21 protein-coding genes and 2 pseudogenes are annotated in these 14799 nt (G+C 68.0%); 14 read left to right on the top strand and 9 right to left on the bottom strand.

The window, feature by feature from the left end:
- Positions 1–8 precede the first annotated feature (8 nt).
- The 13 genes from IPJ88_00115 to IPJ88_00055 all read left to right on the top strand — a co-directional run bounded on the left by IPJ88_00115 (position 9) and on the right by IPJ88_00055 (position 6472).
- Positions 9–443, top strand: a complete 435-nt coding sequence (locus IPJ88_00115) for a hypothetical protein (protein QQR90200.1) — start codon at positions 9–11, stop codon at positions 441–443.
- A gap of 44 nt (positions 444–487) precedes the next feature.
- Positions 488–1177 (top strand): N-acetylmuramoyl-L-alanine amidase, encoded by a 690-nt coding sequence (locus IPJ88_00110; protein ID QQR91921.1) that lies wholly within the window; start codon positions 488–490, stop codon positions 1175–1177.
- 16 nt (positions 1178–1193) lie between these two features.
- Positions 1194–1430, top strand: a complete 237-nt coding sequence (locus IPJ88_00105; GenBank protein QQR90199.1) for a hypothetical protein — start codon at positions 1194–1196, stop codon at positions 1428–1430.
- The gene (locus IPJ88_00100) at positions 1430–2017 is read left to right on the top strand and encodes a hypothetical protein (GenBank protein ID QQR90198.1); all 588 of its coding nucleotides are present in this window, start codon (positions 1430–1432) and stop codon (positions 2015–2017) included. The genes IPJ88_00105 and IPJ88_00100 overlap by 1 nt, the downstream gene beginning before the upstream one ends.
- 122 nt (positions 2018–2139) lie before the next feature.
- A complete protein-coding gene (locus tag IPJ88_00095; GenBank protein ID QQR90197.1) occupies positions 2140–2412 on the top strand; it encodes a hypothetical protein in 273 nt (90 codons plus the stop codon).
- A 71-nt stretch (positions 2413–2483) separates the two neighbouring features.
- Positions 2484–2678, top strand: a complete 195-nt coding sequence (locus IPJ88_00090) for a hypothetical protein (protein QQR90196.1) — start codon at positions 2484–2486, stop codon at positions 2676–2678.
- Entirely contained in the window at positions 2675–2962 is a 288-nt protein-coding gene (locus IPJ88_00085) for a hypothetical protein (GenBank protein ID QQR90195.1), read from the top strand. The genes IPJ88_00090 and IPJ88_00085 overlap by 4 nt, the downstream gene beginning before the upstream one ends.
- Positions 2963–3071: 109 nt before the next feature.
- Positions 3072–3689 carry a hypothetical protein gene (locus tag IPJ88_00080; protein ID QQR90194.1) on the top strand — a complete coding sequence of 206 codons (618 nt, stop codon included), beginning with the start codon at positions 3072–3074 and terminating at the stop codon, positions 3687–3689.
- Positions 3690–3888: 199 nt separating this feature from the next.
- Positions 3889–4806 (top strand): amidoligase family protein, encoded by a 918-nt coding sequence (locus IPJ88_00075; protein ID QQR90193.1) that lies wholly within the window; start codon positions 3889–3891, stop codon positions 4804–4806.
- Between the two features lie 109 nt (positions 4807–4915).
- Complete coding sequence (locus IPJ88_00070) at positions 4916–5356, top strand: gamma-glutamylcyclotransferase (protein ID QQR91920.1); 441 nt, start codon at positions 4916–4918, stop codon at positions 5354–5356.
- Positions 5353–5751, top strand: a complete 399-nt coding sequence (locus IPJ88_00065) for a gamma-glutamylcyclotransferase (protein QQR90192.1) — start codon at positions 5353–5355, stop codon at positions 5749–5751. The genes IPJ88_00070 and IPJ88_00065 overlap by 4 nt, the downstream gene beginning before the upstream one ends.
- Positions 5752–5759: 8 nt before the next feature.
- The gene (locus tag IPJ88_00060; protein ID QQR91919.1) at positions 5760–5990 is read left to right on the top strand and encodes a hypothetical protein; all 231 of its coding nucleotides are present in this window, start codon (positions 5760–5762) and stop codon (positions 5988–5990) included.
- A gap of 173 nt (positions 5991–6163) precedes the next feature.
- Entirely contained in the window at positions 6164–6472 is a 309-nt protein-coding gene (locus IPJ88_00055; GenBank protein QQR90191.1) for a hypothetical protein, read from the top strand.
- 66 nt (positions 6473–6538) lie between these two features.
- Here IPJ88_00055 and IPJ88_00050 read toward each other — a convergent pair whose 3' ends face one another.
- The 7 genes and pseudogenes from IPJ88_00050 to IPJ88_00020 all read right to left on the bottom strand — a co-directional run bounded on the left by IPJ88_00050 (position 6539) and on the right by IPJ88_00020 (position 12588).
- Positions 6539–7117, bottom strand: a complete 579-nt coding sequence (locus IPJ88_00050; GenBank protein QQR91918.1) for a carboxymuconolactone decarboxylase family protein — start codon at positions 7115–7117, stop codon at positions 6539–6541.
- Positions 7117–7824, bottom strand: a complete 708-nt coding sequence (locus IPJ88_00045) for a TIGR04283 family arsenosugar biosynthesis glycosyltransferase (protein QQR90190.1) — start codon at positions 7822–7824, stop codon at positions 7117–7119. Before IPJ88_00045 ends, IPJ88_00050 begins: the two co-directional genes overlap by 1 nt.
- On the bottom strand, positions 7821–8489 hold the full coding sequence (locus IPJ88_00040; GenBank protein ID QQR90189.1) for a TIGR04282 family arsenosugar biosynthesis glycosyltransferase: 669 nt from the start codon (positions 8487–8489) through the stop codon (positions 7821–7823). The genes IPJ88_00045 and IPJ88_00040 overlap by 4 nt, the downstream gene beginning before the upstream one ends.
- Before the next feature lie 14 nt (positions 8490–8503).
- Positions 8504–10049, bottom strand: a pseudogene (locus tag IPJ88_00035) (mercuric reductase).
- Positions 10046–10600, bottom strand: a complete 555-nt coding sequence (locus IPJ88_00030) for a TVP38/TMEM64 family protein (protein QQR91917.1) — start codon at positions 10598–10600, stop codon at positions 10046–10048. The pseudogene IPJ88_00035 and the gene IPJ88_00030 overlap by 4 nt, the downstream one beginning before the upstream one ends.
- 198 nt (positions 10601–10798) lie before the next feature.
- Positions 10799–11866 carry an inorganic phosphate transporter gene (locus IPJ88_00025; protein ID QQR90188.1) on the bottom strand — a complete coding sequence of 356 codons (1068 nt, stop codon included), beginning with the start codon at positions 11864–11866 and terminating at the stop codon, positions 10799–10801.
- A gap of 167 nt (positions 11867–12033) precedes the next feature.
- Positions 12034–12588: a hypothetical protein gene (locus IPJ88_00020; GenBank protein ID QQR91916.1), complete on the bottom strand. Its 555-nt coding sequence runs from the start codon at positions 12586–12588 to the stop codon at positions 12034–12036.
- A gap of 447 nt (positions 12589–13035) precedes the next feature.
- Here IPJ88_00020 and IPJ88_00015 point away from each other — a divergent pair, with 447 nt between their 5' ends.
- Complete coding sequence (locus IPJ88_00015) at positions 13036–13296, top strand: hypothetical protein (GenBank protein QQR90187.1); 261 nt, start codon at positions 13036–13038, stop codon at positions 13294–13296.
- 24 nt (positions 13297–13320) lie between these two features.
- Here IPJ88_00015 and IPJ88_00010 read toward each other — a convergent pair whose 3' ends face one another.
- Together IPJ88_00010 and IPJ88_00005 are read right to left on the bottom strand one after the other, a co-directional pair.
- Positions 13321–13506, bottom strand: a complete 186-nt coding sequence (locus tag IPJ88_00010; protein ID QQR90186.1) for a hypothetical protein — start codon at positions 13504–13506, stop codon at positions 13321–13323.
- A gap of 205 nt (positions 13507–13711) precedes the next feature.
- Positions 13712–14654 (bottom strand): annotated as a pseudogene (locus tag IPJ88_00005) (DUF3641 domain-containing protein).
- Between the last annotated feature and the right edge of the window lie 145 nt (positions 14655–14799).

The following is a 14799-nucleotide window of genomic DNA, read 5'->3' as shown; positions in this document are numbered from 1 at the left end:
AGGCCTCGATGTCGATCCACGAGCTGAACGCCACCGAGGTCCTTCAACGCTGCGGCAAGTGCGCCGCCGAGAACCGCATCGTGCTCGACTCGCTCGAGGTCGGAGTCGCCCGCGACGACCAGACCGACGCGAGCGTGGTCCCGCTCCCCGCGTGCCCGACGTGTCGCTCGACGGAGTTCCTGCTTCGCTCGCCGGATGACGAGCCCGGGCACCCGGCGCCGGGCAGCTTCGGCCACCTCCACCGGATGCTCGTCGACGAGGTCCACGCCGAGCTGGTGAAGCGCAAGCGGGTCATCCCGCCGCTCAAGGACCAGCAGGGGCGAGTGGACGCGAAGCTCGCGAAGCCGGTGGCGGCCGAGGACGTCGCGCGCTGGTTCCCGCGTGGGCTGAAGATCGAGGCGCGCGTTCCCGAGGCCGCCCGCGTGAAGGAGCCTGGGCAGTGAGCGGGCTTGTCGTCCGCGGCCTTGCTACCAGCGCGCCCGACAGCGTGCCCGTCCGGACGTTCCTCGACGACGGCACGGCGCGCTTCGCGTCGAAGGGCAAGCGCACGCGCGCGACCGAGCTCGTCATCCACGAGACCGTCACGCGCAGCGTCGATTCGACGATCGCCGTGCTGAAGAAGCGCGGGCTCAGCGTGCATCTGGTCCTGGGACCGGACGGCGCGCTGACCCAGCACGGCGACCTCGCGAGCGACGTGCTCTGGCATGCGGGGCCCGCGCACAACGGCCCGTCGTTCGGCGTGGAGGTCGTGAACCCATACTACCCGCGGCTCCTCCGCAAGGGCCTCCCGTGGGAGCGGAGCATCAAGGCTCCGTGGGCACACGAGGGGCTGTACGTGCTGCCGACGCCCGCCCAGGCCGAGGCGGTGGCCTCGCTCGTGCGGTGGGCGACGAGTGCGCCGGCGCCGGGCCTCGAGGTGCCGCGTCGCTGGCCAGGGCTGCGTGCCGCGAGCTTCCAGCTCGGGCCGCTCGCCGAGGCAAGCAAGGCGCTACCCGGCGTGCTCGCGCACCACTACTTCGGACACGCCGACGGCGCGTGGCTGGTCCTCTACGCGTGGCTGCGTCTCGAGGTCGGGCTCGCTCCGGACGTCGCGTTCGAGGAGGCGGTGCGGCGCTCGACGGGCGTGCGTCGCGCCGCTGACGTTCGAGACCTGCTTCCCGCCACGCCCGTGGCCTGACGACGAGGAGAACGACATGAACGAGTTCAGCACCATCGCGACGTGGCTTCAGGCGACCGGCCCTTACGGGCTCGTGGCGGTCCTCGGCTGGGCCTTCTGGCGCATCAACGAGAAGAAGGACGCCGCGCTCCGCGAGCTGTTCGACAAGGTCGCGGAGATGGGCCGCGCGCAGACGGAGGCCGTCACCAAGGTCGAGGCCGCGCTCGTCGCGCTCAAGGACGCGATCGAGGACCTGCACGACAAGGCGGCGTGATGAACGCGCAGGCCTCGCCGCCCGCGCGTCGCTTCGTCGACGAGGCCACGCTCCGTGCCGCCGCCGTCGAGGCGGCGCGCTTCGCCTGCAACGGAGCCGCGGGCCGCGTGCTCGGCGACCCCGTGTTCGAGCTCGTCACCGAGGGGCGCAACCGCTGGAAGGGCTACTCGGCCTGCGGCGACCTCGCGCACTACGTGCTGCGTGAGCTGGGCTTCCGCGACGAGCGCGTCCTCAATCGCGACGACGACGGCGGTCGCGCGCCGTGGCAGAGCGGCACGAACCTCTCGCGGCTCGTCTTCGCGACCGGCGACGCGTTCGTCTGGGCGAAGCGCGACCTGCGACCGAGGCCCGGCGACATCCTGTACCTCGCACCGCCCGAGCATGTCTGCGTGCTCGAGCGGCTCGACGAGGAGCACGGCCGCGTCGCGACCTTCGACTACGGGCTCTGGGACAGCAGCGTCAACAAGCCCGCGGGGCGCGCCCGCGAGACGAGCTTCGGTGTCGGCGCCACCGCGCTCCGCGTCGGTGCCCGCGTGCTGCGCGGGTGGATCGATCTGGCGAGGCTGCCCGGGCTTCTCGCGCGGTAACGCGCAGTTCCGTTGGCGAGGTCGATTCTCGCTTCTTCGCCTTGGATAGCCCGCAGAAGGAAGCCTGTATGTCCCTCGCGAACGGGGCGCATTCACGGACCACCCCGAAGCGGAGCACGACGATGAAGGTGAGCGAGCTGATCGAGCTGCTGCAGGACCAGGACCCCGACGCCGAGGTGATGATCATGAGCCAGGAGAGCTGGCCCTTCGAGAACGCCGTCGCCGGCGTCGCGGTGCGCGAGGAGTTCGTCGACGACGACGAGGAGGACTGCGAAGACGACGAGCGCGAGGAGCCCCGCTACGAGAAGGGCACCGCGCCGAACGACGTCTTCCTCGTCGAGGGCCAGCAGCTTCGCTACGGCTCGAAGGCCGCGTGGCGAGTCGCGTCGCGCTGAGTGGAGCAGCGAGGTCGATTCTTCTCGGAACGACCTTGCTAGCCCCGCGAACGGAAGCCTGTATGTCCCGCATGAAGCGCGAGCGATCAGCCAGCGACAGCAAGGTCATCGAGGACATCGCGAAGCAGCATCTCGGGCTCTCGACGCTCGAGACGCGCCGCTCGGACAGCCTCGACTTCCACGACCTCGCGGTGTGGCAGCTGCGCGCCGCGCTCGAGGCCGCGTACCGGGCGGGGCTCGCCGCCGCGAAGAAGGAGGAGCGATGAAGGTCATCGGCGCAACGACGACGTACGTCGGCAGCGAGATCCCCGGGTTCAACGGGCAGCGCGTGCGCATCTTCGGCGTGATGCGCGGCGCCCTGCGCCCCGACGTGAACGTCGACGCGGACGACTACTTCCTCACGGACGACGAGGTCCTCGCACGACTCGGCGGCGTGACGAAACTCGATCGCCTCGACGTCGCGCACGTGCGCGCAGACGGGAGCGCGAGCTTCGTGCACTGCGACCCGCGCGCGATCGACCTCGAGTGCTTCGCCGACTTGAAGGACTGACGACGAACTGACCGACAGAGCGCTCCATCGCGGAGCGCAGCCCGACACGCGAGCCAGGGCGCGCGCGTGAAGGGTGACGTGTACCCGGCGCCCGACGAGGAGACGGACCATGAGCAACCGAAACAAGCGAACCAGGAACGAGCTCGAGCGACTGCGCCTGCCGGAGCTGCAGGCGCGCTTCCGCGAGGTGGTGGGCGAGACGTCGCGGAGCCCGAACCGGAAGTTCCTCATCCGGCGCATCGAGGAGACGCTCGCCGCCCGAGCGGAGCAGCCGGCCGCGCCCGAGAGCCCGCCGCCCGCGGTCGACACGCCCGCCGAGGAGAGCGCCGCGTCGGACGCGAGCGTGGCCACGCCGACGCACGTGAGGGGACGCTTCACGTCGATGAGCATCGAGGAGCTGCAGGCGAAGTACCTCGAGGCGGTCGGCCGCGCGACGGGCAGCGACGACCGCCGCTACCTCATCTGGAAGATCCGCGAGGCCGAGAAGGGCCGCATCCCGGTCGGCCCGCGCAAGACGCGCGAGCGCAACGGCGAGCCCGTCGACGTGAAGATCCTCCCGCTGCGACTCGAGGCCGAGGTCGTCGAGCGCATGGACGAGGCGTGGCGCACGCGCGGCATCAAGAACCGCATGGAGTTCTTCCGCCGCGCGCTCGGCCACTACCTCTCGCACCTGGGCGCCGAGGAGGCCGCAGCGCTCTTCACGAATGCGGGCGCAGCCAGCGCGTGAAGGGCACCGAGATCCGGGGGGCGTCGCGGTGGCCTGACGGCCGCGACGCCCCAAGTCCGCGGAAGGTCGCGCCTATTCCAAGTGCCTGAAAATACATCAGAAAGCGCCGTGTTCTGGCCTTGCTAGGGGCGCGAACGGAAGCCTGTATGTCCTCACGCGACGGGCACTGGGCCCCGCGCGAAACGCGAGGACGACGACGATGAAGACGCTGCGATTCGGGATCGAGATCGAGACGGTGGGCCTGAGCCGCGAGAAGCTCGCCCGCGCCATCCACAGCGTGGTCGGGGGCACGGTCGCCGACGAGTACCGCAGCTGGCGCATCACCGACGCGCGCGGGCGCCGCTGGCAGGTGGTCCCGGACGGCTCGCTCAGCGGCGGCGAGAACAGCGGCGAGATCGTCTCGCCGGTCCTCGGCTACGACGACATCGACGAGCTGCAGAACGTCGTCCGGGCGGTGCGCACCGCGGGCGCGAAGGCCGACCCCTCGACGGGCATCCACATCCACATCGACGGCAGCCGCTTCGACGCCAAGAGCGTCACGAACCTGGTGAAGCTGGTGCACAAGCAGGAGCGCCTCCTCGAGCACGCGCTCGGGGTCAGCGAGACGCGCCTGAGCCGCTACTGCCGCCCGATCGACGCGAGCTTCATCCAGCGCCTCGAAGCGCGGCGCCCGAAGACGATGCAGGAGGTGAGCGACGCCTGGTACGGGTACCGGAACACGAGCCCGCAGCGCTACGACCAGACGCGCTACCACGGGCTCAACCTCAACAGCCTCTTCTTCCGGGGCACGATCGAGCTGCGCTACTTCAACGGGACGCTGCACGCGGGCGAGGTGAAGGCCTACGTGCAGCTGGCGCTCGCGATGGCGGCGAAGGCCCTCGGCTCGAAGGCCGCGTCGAGCAAGCGCCGCGAGTTCAACCCGGCCACCGCCAAGTACGACTTCCGGGTGGTGCTCCTGAACCTCGGGCTCATCGGCGACGAGTTCAAGACGGCGCGGCTGCACCTGACGAAGAAGCTCGCGGGCTCCGCGGCGTGGAAGGGCGAGCGCCGCGACCGCCGCCTGGCCCCGAACGCTCCGGCGAGCGAGGAGGTGGTCGATGCCCGAGCAGCAGCGTGAGGACGGGCGCGGGGCCGGCCAGCACGCCGGCCCTGGACTCGCCCGCGAACGGAGGCGATGGATGACTACGGCGGGTCTCGACCCGCAGCGAGATGAGAAGATGGGACAGGTGCTCTACTTCGCGTACGGCTCGAACCTCGACGACGAGCAGATGCGCTCGCGGTGCGCGAGCGCGCAGCCCGTGGCGCTTGCGGTGCTGCCCAACTACGCGCTCGCCTTCGGGGGCTTCAGCCACCGCTGGGACGGGGCCGTCGCGAGCGTCGTGCGGGCACGCGGCGCCCGCGTCGAGGGGCTCCTCTACCGCATCGAGGAGGCGGACCTGCGTGCGCTCGACCGCTGCGAGGGCCATCCGTTCGCCTACGAGCGCGTCGTGAAGGTGGTGCTCGACGAGCACGGCCGGCGCCGACGCGCGACGACGTACCTGCAGCCCGAGGACGGCTTCGAGCCCTGGGCGCCGCAGCCCGGCTACGTCCGCGTGCTGTGGCGCGCGTACGATCGCCTGGGCTTCGACGTCGCGCCCCTGGCCACCGCTGCAGGGGTGGAGCCATGAACGCGCCCAAGGGCCAGCGTGGCGCGCCCACGCGCGTCTTCGTCTACGGGACGCTCCTTGCCGGCGAGCCGAACCACCGGCTCCTCGTCGGCGCGCGGCTCGTCGCGGCGGCCAGGACGAAGCCGGCGTTCGAGCTGCGCGACCTCGGCGCGTTCCCCGGGCTTGTGCGCGGTGGCGAGCATGCGGTGGCGGGCGAGGTGTATGAGGTCGACGAGCCGACGCTCGCCGCGCTCGATCGACTCGAGGGGCACCCGCGCTTCTACCGGCGCTCGCGCATCGCCCTCGAGGGCGGCGCCACCGTCGAGACCTACCTCCTCGCGCCCGAGCAGGTCGAAGGTCTTCCCGTCATCGACTCGGGCAGCTGGCGAGCGCGCAGCAAGGAGTGGAGAGCATGAAGATCGTGATGAGAGACGGGCGCGTGTTCCAAGGCACGGCCCTGCAGATCGTCCGCGCGATGCAGGACATCGCCTTCGGCGTCGAGGACTTCACGGTGCCGAAGTACATCGAATGGGTCGTCGCCAACGCGCGCAAGTTCGAGGAGGTCGAGCTCGACGTGAAGGGCGAGAGCGACGAGGCGCTGGCTGTGTCGCTCGTCGCCGAGATGCTCCGCACCGGGCTCACGCAGCGGATGTAGGCGACCGGCCTCCGTCGGCTTCGCAGCCCGAAGGGCGCGGAACCTCGCAACTATTCCAACTGCCGGAAAATACATCGGAAATCGACGTTCTTGGCCTTGCTGGGGGCGCGAACAGAAGCCTGTATGTCCCTCGCAACGGGCGACGAGCCGCCCTGCAGAACGCGAGGACGACGATGCAGACCACGAGCCAGAACACGCAGACGACGAAGACGGTGAGCCAGGGCGAGAGCCGCTACGGGACCGCCGAGCCGCAGATCGAGATCCGGCTCCCGAAGGGCACGACCCACCGCCTGGTGAGCGCCGCGCTCCACAAGCTCGCCGCCGAGGTCGAGCTGGCGACGCCTGAGCGGGAGCGCTGGATCGTCCAGACCGAGAGCTTCTACGACGCCCGCGGCCGCGTGTACCTCGAGCTGGCCGACGCGACGCCCGCCGAGGCCGAGCGGGGGATGGCGCTGCTGACGAAGCTTGTGAGACAAAGGTGACTGGCCGGGCGAGCGATCGAGTCTCCGGACTTCTGAATGGGCTGGATGGGTACGCGTCTCCAGCGATCACCGCGCAGGGATCACGGGGCAGAAGCCCTGGGATGGAATTCCGAGCGCAGCGTTGAACTTGCTCGAGGCGTTCTGAAGAGCAATGAGCGCCGTCAGCTCAACGATTGCGTTATCGTCAAAGAACTCCCGCAGTCGGCTGATGATCTCGTCGTCGACGCCCCGATCGCTTCTCGTCATGGCGACGGCGTGGTCCAGCACGACGCGTTCCTTGGACGAAAACAGCGTCGACCCCTCGTAGTTGGCGAGGGCCAGCACCTTCTCCGGGCTGACACCTCGCTCTTGCAACCTCGCTGCGTTGAGGTCGACGCAGAAGGCACACGCGTTGACCTGGGATACTTTGACCATGACCAGCGACCGAAGCGCGGGCTCGATGGGCGAACTTTTTCGGTCGACTGCTGCTACGAAATGAAGAAAGCCGCGCATGGCCGCAGGTGCGCGCGCCCAGACACGGGTGGGCTCGAGCACGACCCCGCTCCGGCCTCGCTGCAGCGCATACAACACCCGAACCCAAAGCGGCGCGGACGGCGCGGACAGGCCACTCACCCGTTGTGCTTGGTCCTTGGTTTCGCGAGCCATCATCGCGGATGCCCGTACAGGTTTGCCAGGACGCGCGGCGGCATCCCCAGTCGGTACAGGAGCGGGAAGATGTTCACCAGCAACGTGTAGTACGCTGGCCGTGTCGGGAAGCGCCTGCCCGAGACACGCACGGAGGCGGGCACCGTGACGACGCCGCCAACTTCGCGAAGCCGCCGGCTGAGCTCGAGGTCCTCCATGAGCGGCTGGTCAGGGAATCCGCCGAGCTCGCTGAATACCGCGGCCCGAACGAAGACGGCCTGGTCGCCATAAGGCAGGCGTGTATACCGGGACCGGAGGTCGGCCAGATGCAGGAGGGGCGCCCAGAGCGGTGCCGCGCCGCCATCCGCAACCGTCCAGGTTCGGAAGGCGCCGGCGACGACGCCAGGATCACGAAGCGCGCCCACTGCCTGCGAGATGGCATCGTCCGGGAGCGTTACGTCGGCATGCAGAAAGAGCAGCACGTCACCGCTCGCCGCTCGGGCTCCAGCATTCATCTGCTTCGCTCGTCCGCGCTCCGCGCGAAGGAAGGCGACGCGGGAATGCGCGCCGACGAGGTTGGCGGTCGCGTCCGTGCTCCCACCATCGACCACGATGACCTCGTGCACGGCGGCGACAGTCAATAGGCTCTCGAGGGCCTGCGCGATCCGCCGCTCCTCGTTCAGCACCGGCATCACGACGGAGACTCGCGGGCGCGCCTTGGTGTTCATTGCGCCACTCCCTCGGGGCGGATCCCCAAGACCCGACAGGTCGCTGGCGCGTGAATCTCTCCCGCGACAAGCAAGGTGCGCAGGCGCTCGAGGTCCCGCTCGCGGTCCACGTCGAACCACGGAGCCAAGAGCGCTACGGACAGTCCACGCTCTTCAAGCCGCGCAAGAGTCCTCTCTCTCGTATCCGCGCTGCTCCAGGGCAAGCCGGATAGCAGACCTTCTGGGCATTTCCTCGTTCCGAGGAGATAGAAGCCCCCGTCATCGGCTGGGCCAAGCACTGCGTCGTGCGTGTCGAGGGCGACCAATGCTTGCTCGAGGAGCGCGACCGGAAGTCCGGGCGAATCGGTTCCGACGGCCAGGACGCGGGGACTCTCGGTCAATGCTCGTCGGAGGTTCCGCTGGAGGCGGGCGCCAAGATCACCCTCGCCCTGGTGCCAGACGTCGACGCGGTCACGGAGTGCGGGGAGCAACAGCTCGTTGCCGGAAAGCGCAACCACCACGCGGACTGACGCGAGCTTCTCGGCGACCTCGAGCGTGTCCCAGAAGAAGGCGTCAGCCAGCTGAGCCGCGGCGTCTGCGCCGATGGTCGCGGCGAGACGCGTCTTCACAGCACCGGCACGTGGCGCCTTCGCGAAGATGCACAAGGTTGTGTCGCGGGAGTTCATGATCTGCATTCCACCTATCGGCGCCACTTGAAGTAGCGTTCAAAGAGGCGCGTGATCCACGGCTTGAGCCGCGTGCGGGCGTACGCATCCCCGAGGCGCTTCCACACTTCTGCTTGAGTCGGATACGGATGAATGGTCTTGGACAGGGACCCTGCGGAGAGTCCCTCCGTGATCGCTAGGCACACCTCACCCACCATCTCGCCGGCGTGACGCGCAACGACGGTAGCTCCAAGGATGCGCCCGTCCCGTTCGTCGACATGAAGTCGCGCAAAGCCCTTCGTCTCGCCGTCCAGTACCGCGCGATCGACTTCGCCGAGCTGGACCGTGAAGGTCTTAACGGAGAGCCCCCGATCCTGGCCTCGTGCTCGTAGAGCCCGACATGGGCGATCTCGGGATCGGTGTACGTGCTCCACGGAATCACCAGCGAGCTGGCCTTCTTGCGCCCCATGAACAGCGCGTTCTGAAGCACCACGCGAGCCATCGCATCCGCAGCGTGGGTGAACTTGTAGGGGCTACAGATGTCCCCTGCGGCGTAGATGCGTGGGTTGGAGCTCCGAAGGCGGTCGTCGACCTTCACGCCGGATCGGTCGAAGGCCACCCCCGCAGCCTCGAGAGCAAGCCCCTCGACGTTGGGCGCGCGTCCGACGGCCACGAGGATGGCGTCCGCTGTGATCTCCTCGTCGCCGCGGCCGCGGTCAAACGAGAGCCTGCTGCCTTGGGGCTTGCGTCGACCTTGGTGAGCTTGGCGCCCAGGACGAGCGAGATGCCCTCGTCGGTGAGCTGCGCGTGCAACACCGTGGCCGCGTCAGGATCCTCCCGAGGCAGCACGCGTGGGTCGACGCTGAGGATCGTCTCCTCGCTTCCGAAGCGCCGAAATGCCTGGGCCAGCTCACACCCGATCGGACCCGCGCCGATGACGGCCAGCCTTTGCGGCAGGGTGGTCAACGTGAACACCGATTCGTTGGTCAGGAAGCCCACCTCGGCGAGTCCGGGAATCGGTAGCGTCGCGGCACGTGCTCCGGTCGCAATGACTGCCCGTGCAAACCGAAGCTGCGCCCCCGCCACCTCGACCTCCTCAGGCGACACGAACTTGGCGTCTCCCAGGAACACGTCGATCCCGCTCTCCTTGAAGCGCTTCGCCGAGTCGTGATGCGCGATGCCAGCTCGTAGCCGGCGCATCCTCTCCATGACAGCGGCGAAGTCGAGCGCGATGGGCTCGGGAGCACGACCGCCGAACGACGCGACCTCTCGCGCGTCGAACACAGCCCGTGCCGCACGGATCAGCGCCTTGGACGGGACACACCCATAGTTGAGACAATCGCCGCCCAGAAGGTGTCGCTCGATGAGTGCGACGCGAGCGCCGAGGCCGGCCGCGCCCATCGCCGAGACGAGCCCCGCGGTGCCACCACCGATCACGACCAAGTTGTACGGCCCGCTCGGCGTCGGATTCTCCCAGCCCTTTGGATGGACATGCGAGACCAACTCGCGGTTATGGGCGTCGTCCGGCAGCACCTCGATGGTTGGGCGGGGTGAAGAGGTCGCTGTCATGGCCAGGCTCATGTTTGCCCCTCCTGCGGCGACGTTGCAGCTGAGGCGCGCCCGAGTGCGGTTCCGAGCGCCCGCCGAGCGACCCGCGTAATGATGATCGTGACCAGCAGCGTGGCCGCGAGTCCGCCCAAGTAAAGGATGCGCGCCCAGGGGCCGGCGTCCGTTCGCTCGCCACTCGCGAGCTGGCTCGCGCTCGTGACGAGTGAGCCGAGATAGACGTACATCACCGTGCCCGGGAGCATGCCCACCCAAGATCCGAGGACGTAGTCGCGCGGGCGAACGCGGGTTAGGCCGAGCGCGTAGTTCAGCAAGTTAAACGGCAACACCGGCGACAGGCGCAGTAGCGTGACGATCTTGAACCCGCTCTCGCCCACGGCAGCGTCGATCGCCGCGAACCGCCCGTCCCTGGCGACTCTGCGAGAGATCCAATCGCGCGCGACAAATCGCCCGAGGGCAAATGACAAGCTCGAGGCAAGCACGCTGATCGGCGAGACCAGCAACGCTCCCCAGACCGGGCCGTAAGCGAAGCCCGCACCGAGAGTGAGCAGCGAGCCTGGGAGCATCAGCGCCGTCGCCGCCACGTACGTCAGCGCGAAGACGACAACTCCCCGCCGCACCGGCACCGCGTACCCACTCCACCAGCGCGAGCGTCCAGCGTCCCATCGGGAAGAGCACGAGGCCCGTTGCTACTGCGACAAGCAGCCCGCTCGCGATCAGCACGCGAACTGCGCGCCTGGTGCTGGAAGCAGGGCGGCCGCTGGTCATGTCAACCACCGTCCCAAGAGGAACGCGCCGATGCCGAGCGCAGCCGCCGCGGGAACGGTGACGACCCAAGCGAGGACGATGTCCCTCAGTGTTTTCGTATTGAGGGACGAGCGCTGCGCGCCCGCACCGATGATGCCACCCGAGGAAACATGCGTCGTCGACATCGGCAACCCGAGTGTCGCGCCCGTGGTCACGAGCCCCGCGGTAACGAGGTTAGCGAGGAAGCCCTCGCGATGATCCATGGGTGTGACCTTCTCCGCGAGCACGCGCGTGACACGACGTCCCCCGACGAGGCTCCCGACAACCATGCCCGCGGTAACGAGTAGGAAGAGCGGCGGATGTCCCATGGACGCAGCCCCCCCGAGCGCTGAGGCAGCAAGCACCAGCGCGACGATCTTCGGGGCGTCATTCATTCCACGAGCGAAACTTGCGGCACCTGCGGTGAACCAGTGAAGGTGATCGAGCGTCAGCCGCGCGGCCGCGGGACGCTCCACCGCGCAATCGGCCTGAGGAGCAACGACCAACTGCAACCCCGTCGCACGAGCAACTTGCGGGCCTGCAGAGCGCGAGATGCCCGCGAGCGCGGGTCCCGTCGCCGCTACTTCGGCGCAGAGACAGTCCGGCATGTGCGCTACCGCCGAACCCCGAAAGCGTCTGGTCGCCTTCAGGAGCACGGTGACGAGCGCGAACGAGAGCATCGGAGTGAGCAGCAGGGGCAACACCACCTTGCCGCCCAGCGCGTTCCAGCGAACACCATCGACGCCGTAGGCGACGGCCGCCACGCCAACGAGCGACCCGACGATCGCATGGGTCGTGGACACCGGAAGTCCGGTGCGCGTAGCGATGAGCACCCATGCCGACGCGCCGAGGAGGGTTGCGACGCCCGCCCCCAGGGACTGCGTCGTGCCCGGCGCGAGCAGACCGTTGCCGAACGTCGTCACCATTGCGGTCGCAAGGATTGCTCCGAGAAGGCCTCCGATCGCAGTCCAGATCGTGCCCCATAATCTCGCGCGCCGGTACTCGGACACCCCGCTCCCGACGAGGGTTGCGATGCCCTTGGACACGTCGTTTGCCCCATTCACAAACGCAAGCGCGAAGCCAAGGGCAGCCAGTGTTACCTGTGGTAAGCGTCACGCTGCCCCCGCGATGCCCTTGACGTCGCCGCCGAGACGGCGAGCGAGCACGGCGTGCAGCCGGAGCCGCGCCGCCGCGTCGATGGAGTCAGGCCGTGTCAGGAGCGCGGCGTCGAGCGTGTGCTGACAGGCGCAGTCGTTCGCTGTAAGCGAGGCGAACGCCGAAGCGGGATGGCCTTCGCTCGCGCCACGTTCGCCATCAGGACCGAGAGAACGTCGGTGACGCGCACCTCGTCGTCGGGGCGCCAGGAGTCGTAGTCGGTCGGGAGTGCGAGCGTCGCGTAGCAGAGCTCTGCCTCACGAGCGAGCCGAGCCTCGGGCAGTTCATCATGCCGACGACGTCCGCGCCGATGCTCCTCGAAAGCGCCGACTCGGCTCGAGAGAACTGGGGCCCTCGATACAGACGTACGTGCCCTGCGGATGTACGCGCGCGCCGTGCTCTCGTGCCGCACTGGCGATCGATGAAGCGAGGTGGCGACAGACTGGATCCGCAAGGCTCGCGTGCGCCACCACGCCTGCCCAAAGAACGTGGATGGTCGCCCCATGGTGCGGTCAATGAACTGATTCGGAAGCACCACGTCGCCGGGCGCGATCTCCCGCGCAGCGAGCCGACCGCAGAAACAGACACCAGACGCGACTCCAGCCCGCTTCAGCGTGGGATGTTCGCGCGGGCATTCACCTCACCTGGCGAGGCGATGCTCCTCTCCATGCCTCGCCAAGAAGACCACGCGCCGCCCAGCAAGTCGGCCCTCGACGAGCGGTCCAGAGGCATCGCCGAACGGCGTGCTGACAGCTACCCGGCGCGCATCGGAGAGCCCTGGCAGCTCGTAGAACCCGCTACCGCCGATGACACCGAGCGCCGGCTCGGGAGCGAGCCGAACCGCCAACTCCGAGATGCGCTTCAACAGCTCGTCGCGCACTCTCCGGAAATTCAGCGAGTACCTGCTCTTCGGACCCCGCGGCGCCCGCTGGGTCTACAATGGGCCAGTGTTCGTATGTTGACACCCCGGCACGCTCGGGCAGTGTTCGGCGGCATCGCCGCACAACGCAATCGACGAGGTCGAACTCTCCTATCGACGCATCGTCAAGAGCCTTGATCGATGCCCGGCGATGTCGAGCCCGAGCTCGTGCATCACCTGCACGGCGCGGGTGTCCACGCCCTTAGCTTCGTCCTGGCGCTGAAGATGCGCACGCCGGGAGGCATGATCGCTCGTGCAATGCCTTCGGCCATCTGGCTGCGGCACGCTTACCCGTGCAGAGAAACAGCACGCCCCTGGTCACCGGACACCTCCCGTCGCCGCCAAGGCATCTGGGCGATGCGCTCTCTCGAGAATCTGACCGCCACGTCGAAGGCCAGATGATCGCCTTCGTCGCAGCCGTAGTAGCTAACCGTCTGCACGACCCCCGTCAATCAAGAAGTCCGCAGGCATCGATGAAGCTCCCTTCAGTGACGTCGGTACGTACCCGCGAGCCATGGCCCGCAGAAGTGTGGGGGCGCGGCGGGTCATCCCCATGAGCGTCCCACTCAGCGAGCGTTCGATGGCGTAGGCGCGGTATGCACCCCGTCTCATCGGCCAAGATCGAAACGGCGCTGCGTGACGCTGTGCATGCCGCTGGAGGTTCTCGAGCGGCGAGTCAAGACCGCAATGATCGAGGCTCTGCCGCCGAGCTCGCTGAACCGTTGCACCAGCTCATGGACCCGCAAGTTGCAAGAAAGGGCAGCTCGCGAAGCGAAGAACTGACAGCAGGTAGGGCCGACCGGCGAGGCTTGCGACGTCAAAGGTCCTGCCGTCGATCGCGGGCAGCTGAAGTGCAGGAGCAGTGTCGCCCGGCGCGAGCCTGGCAGTGCTTCGTCCGGCTCATCGCAGCGCGCCCCGAGCAGCTCGACCCAGCTCCCGCCGTGCAGCCGAAACAGTGGCTCGCGGTCGCCACCCGTAAGCCTGTTCGAGCTCGGCGAACGACTCGACGTCCCAGATCGGTACGATTTCCGGCGCCGAGGGGATCTCGAGCATTTGGTTGAAGTCGCAGTCGTAGAGCTCGCCGCCCAGCTCACCTCACGAGCGAACGGCACACTTCAACTCGGGCACGGTGCCTACGCTGAAGTGGTTCACGAGAGGCTCATGTAGCCTTCGAGGTTGTTCGCCCGTTCGAGCGCGTGCGAACCGCTTGATGGGCATGTTCGTGATCGTCAGCAGGTCGTGAAACTCGATTCCGAAGTGCCGCGACAGCTCCTCTTTGTACTTGGCCTCGAGCTTCGCCTGGGCAGGCGGAAGCGAGGCGCCGACGGGGTTGTAGACGAGATTCAAGCTTGAGCGGCGAGCCCGGTCGTCCGTAGCCCAAGCGGAGTTGAGCGAAGCAGTCCCTTCGATGCCTTGTCGAACGCACCGCGCCCACGCTGCTTCTCGACGTTCTCTGCGCTGTAGCAAGGAGACTGACGACAATCTCGACCTCGTGGGCCGCGAGGAACTCTGACAACCCCTGGAGGCTCGGCTCGAACAAGACGGTCAAGTTGCAGCGATCGATGACTCGCCTGCCAAGGCGTCTCGTGGCCTCGACCCAGCCTGCGAAAGTTCGGGTTGAGCTCAGGTGCCCCGCCGGTAAGTCTACGACCTCCACCTCAGGGTTTTGACGAGCGGGTTGGTAAACCGATCGGCCACCTCGCGCGACATACTTCGGTTCGCTTGGGACCGGCTTCGACGTGGCAGTGGTGACAAGCCATGTTGCACAGCTTGCCGACGTTGACTTGGAGCGTTCGCACCCGCCCTGAGTGAGGCTCGGCGCTGCTGCTCGGAGTGCTCGATCGAAGGATGGGTGACTGTCGAATAGCGGCAGGAGCCGAGCGGCTGACTGGCTGCGGTGGACAT

The sequence above is a fragment of the Myxococcales bacterium genome (assembly GCA_016699535.1).
GTDB lineage: Bacteria > Myxococcota_A > Polyangia > Polyangiales.
This window is presented reverse-complemented; position numbering and strand designations above follow the sequence as displayed.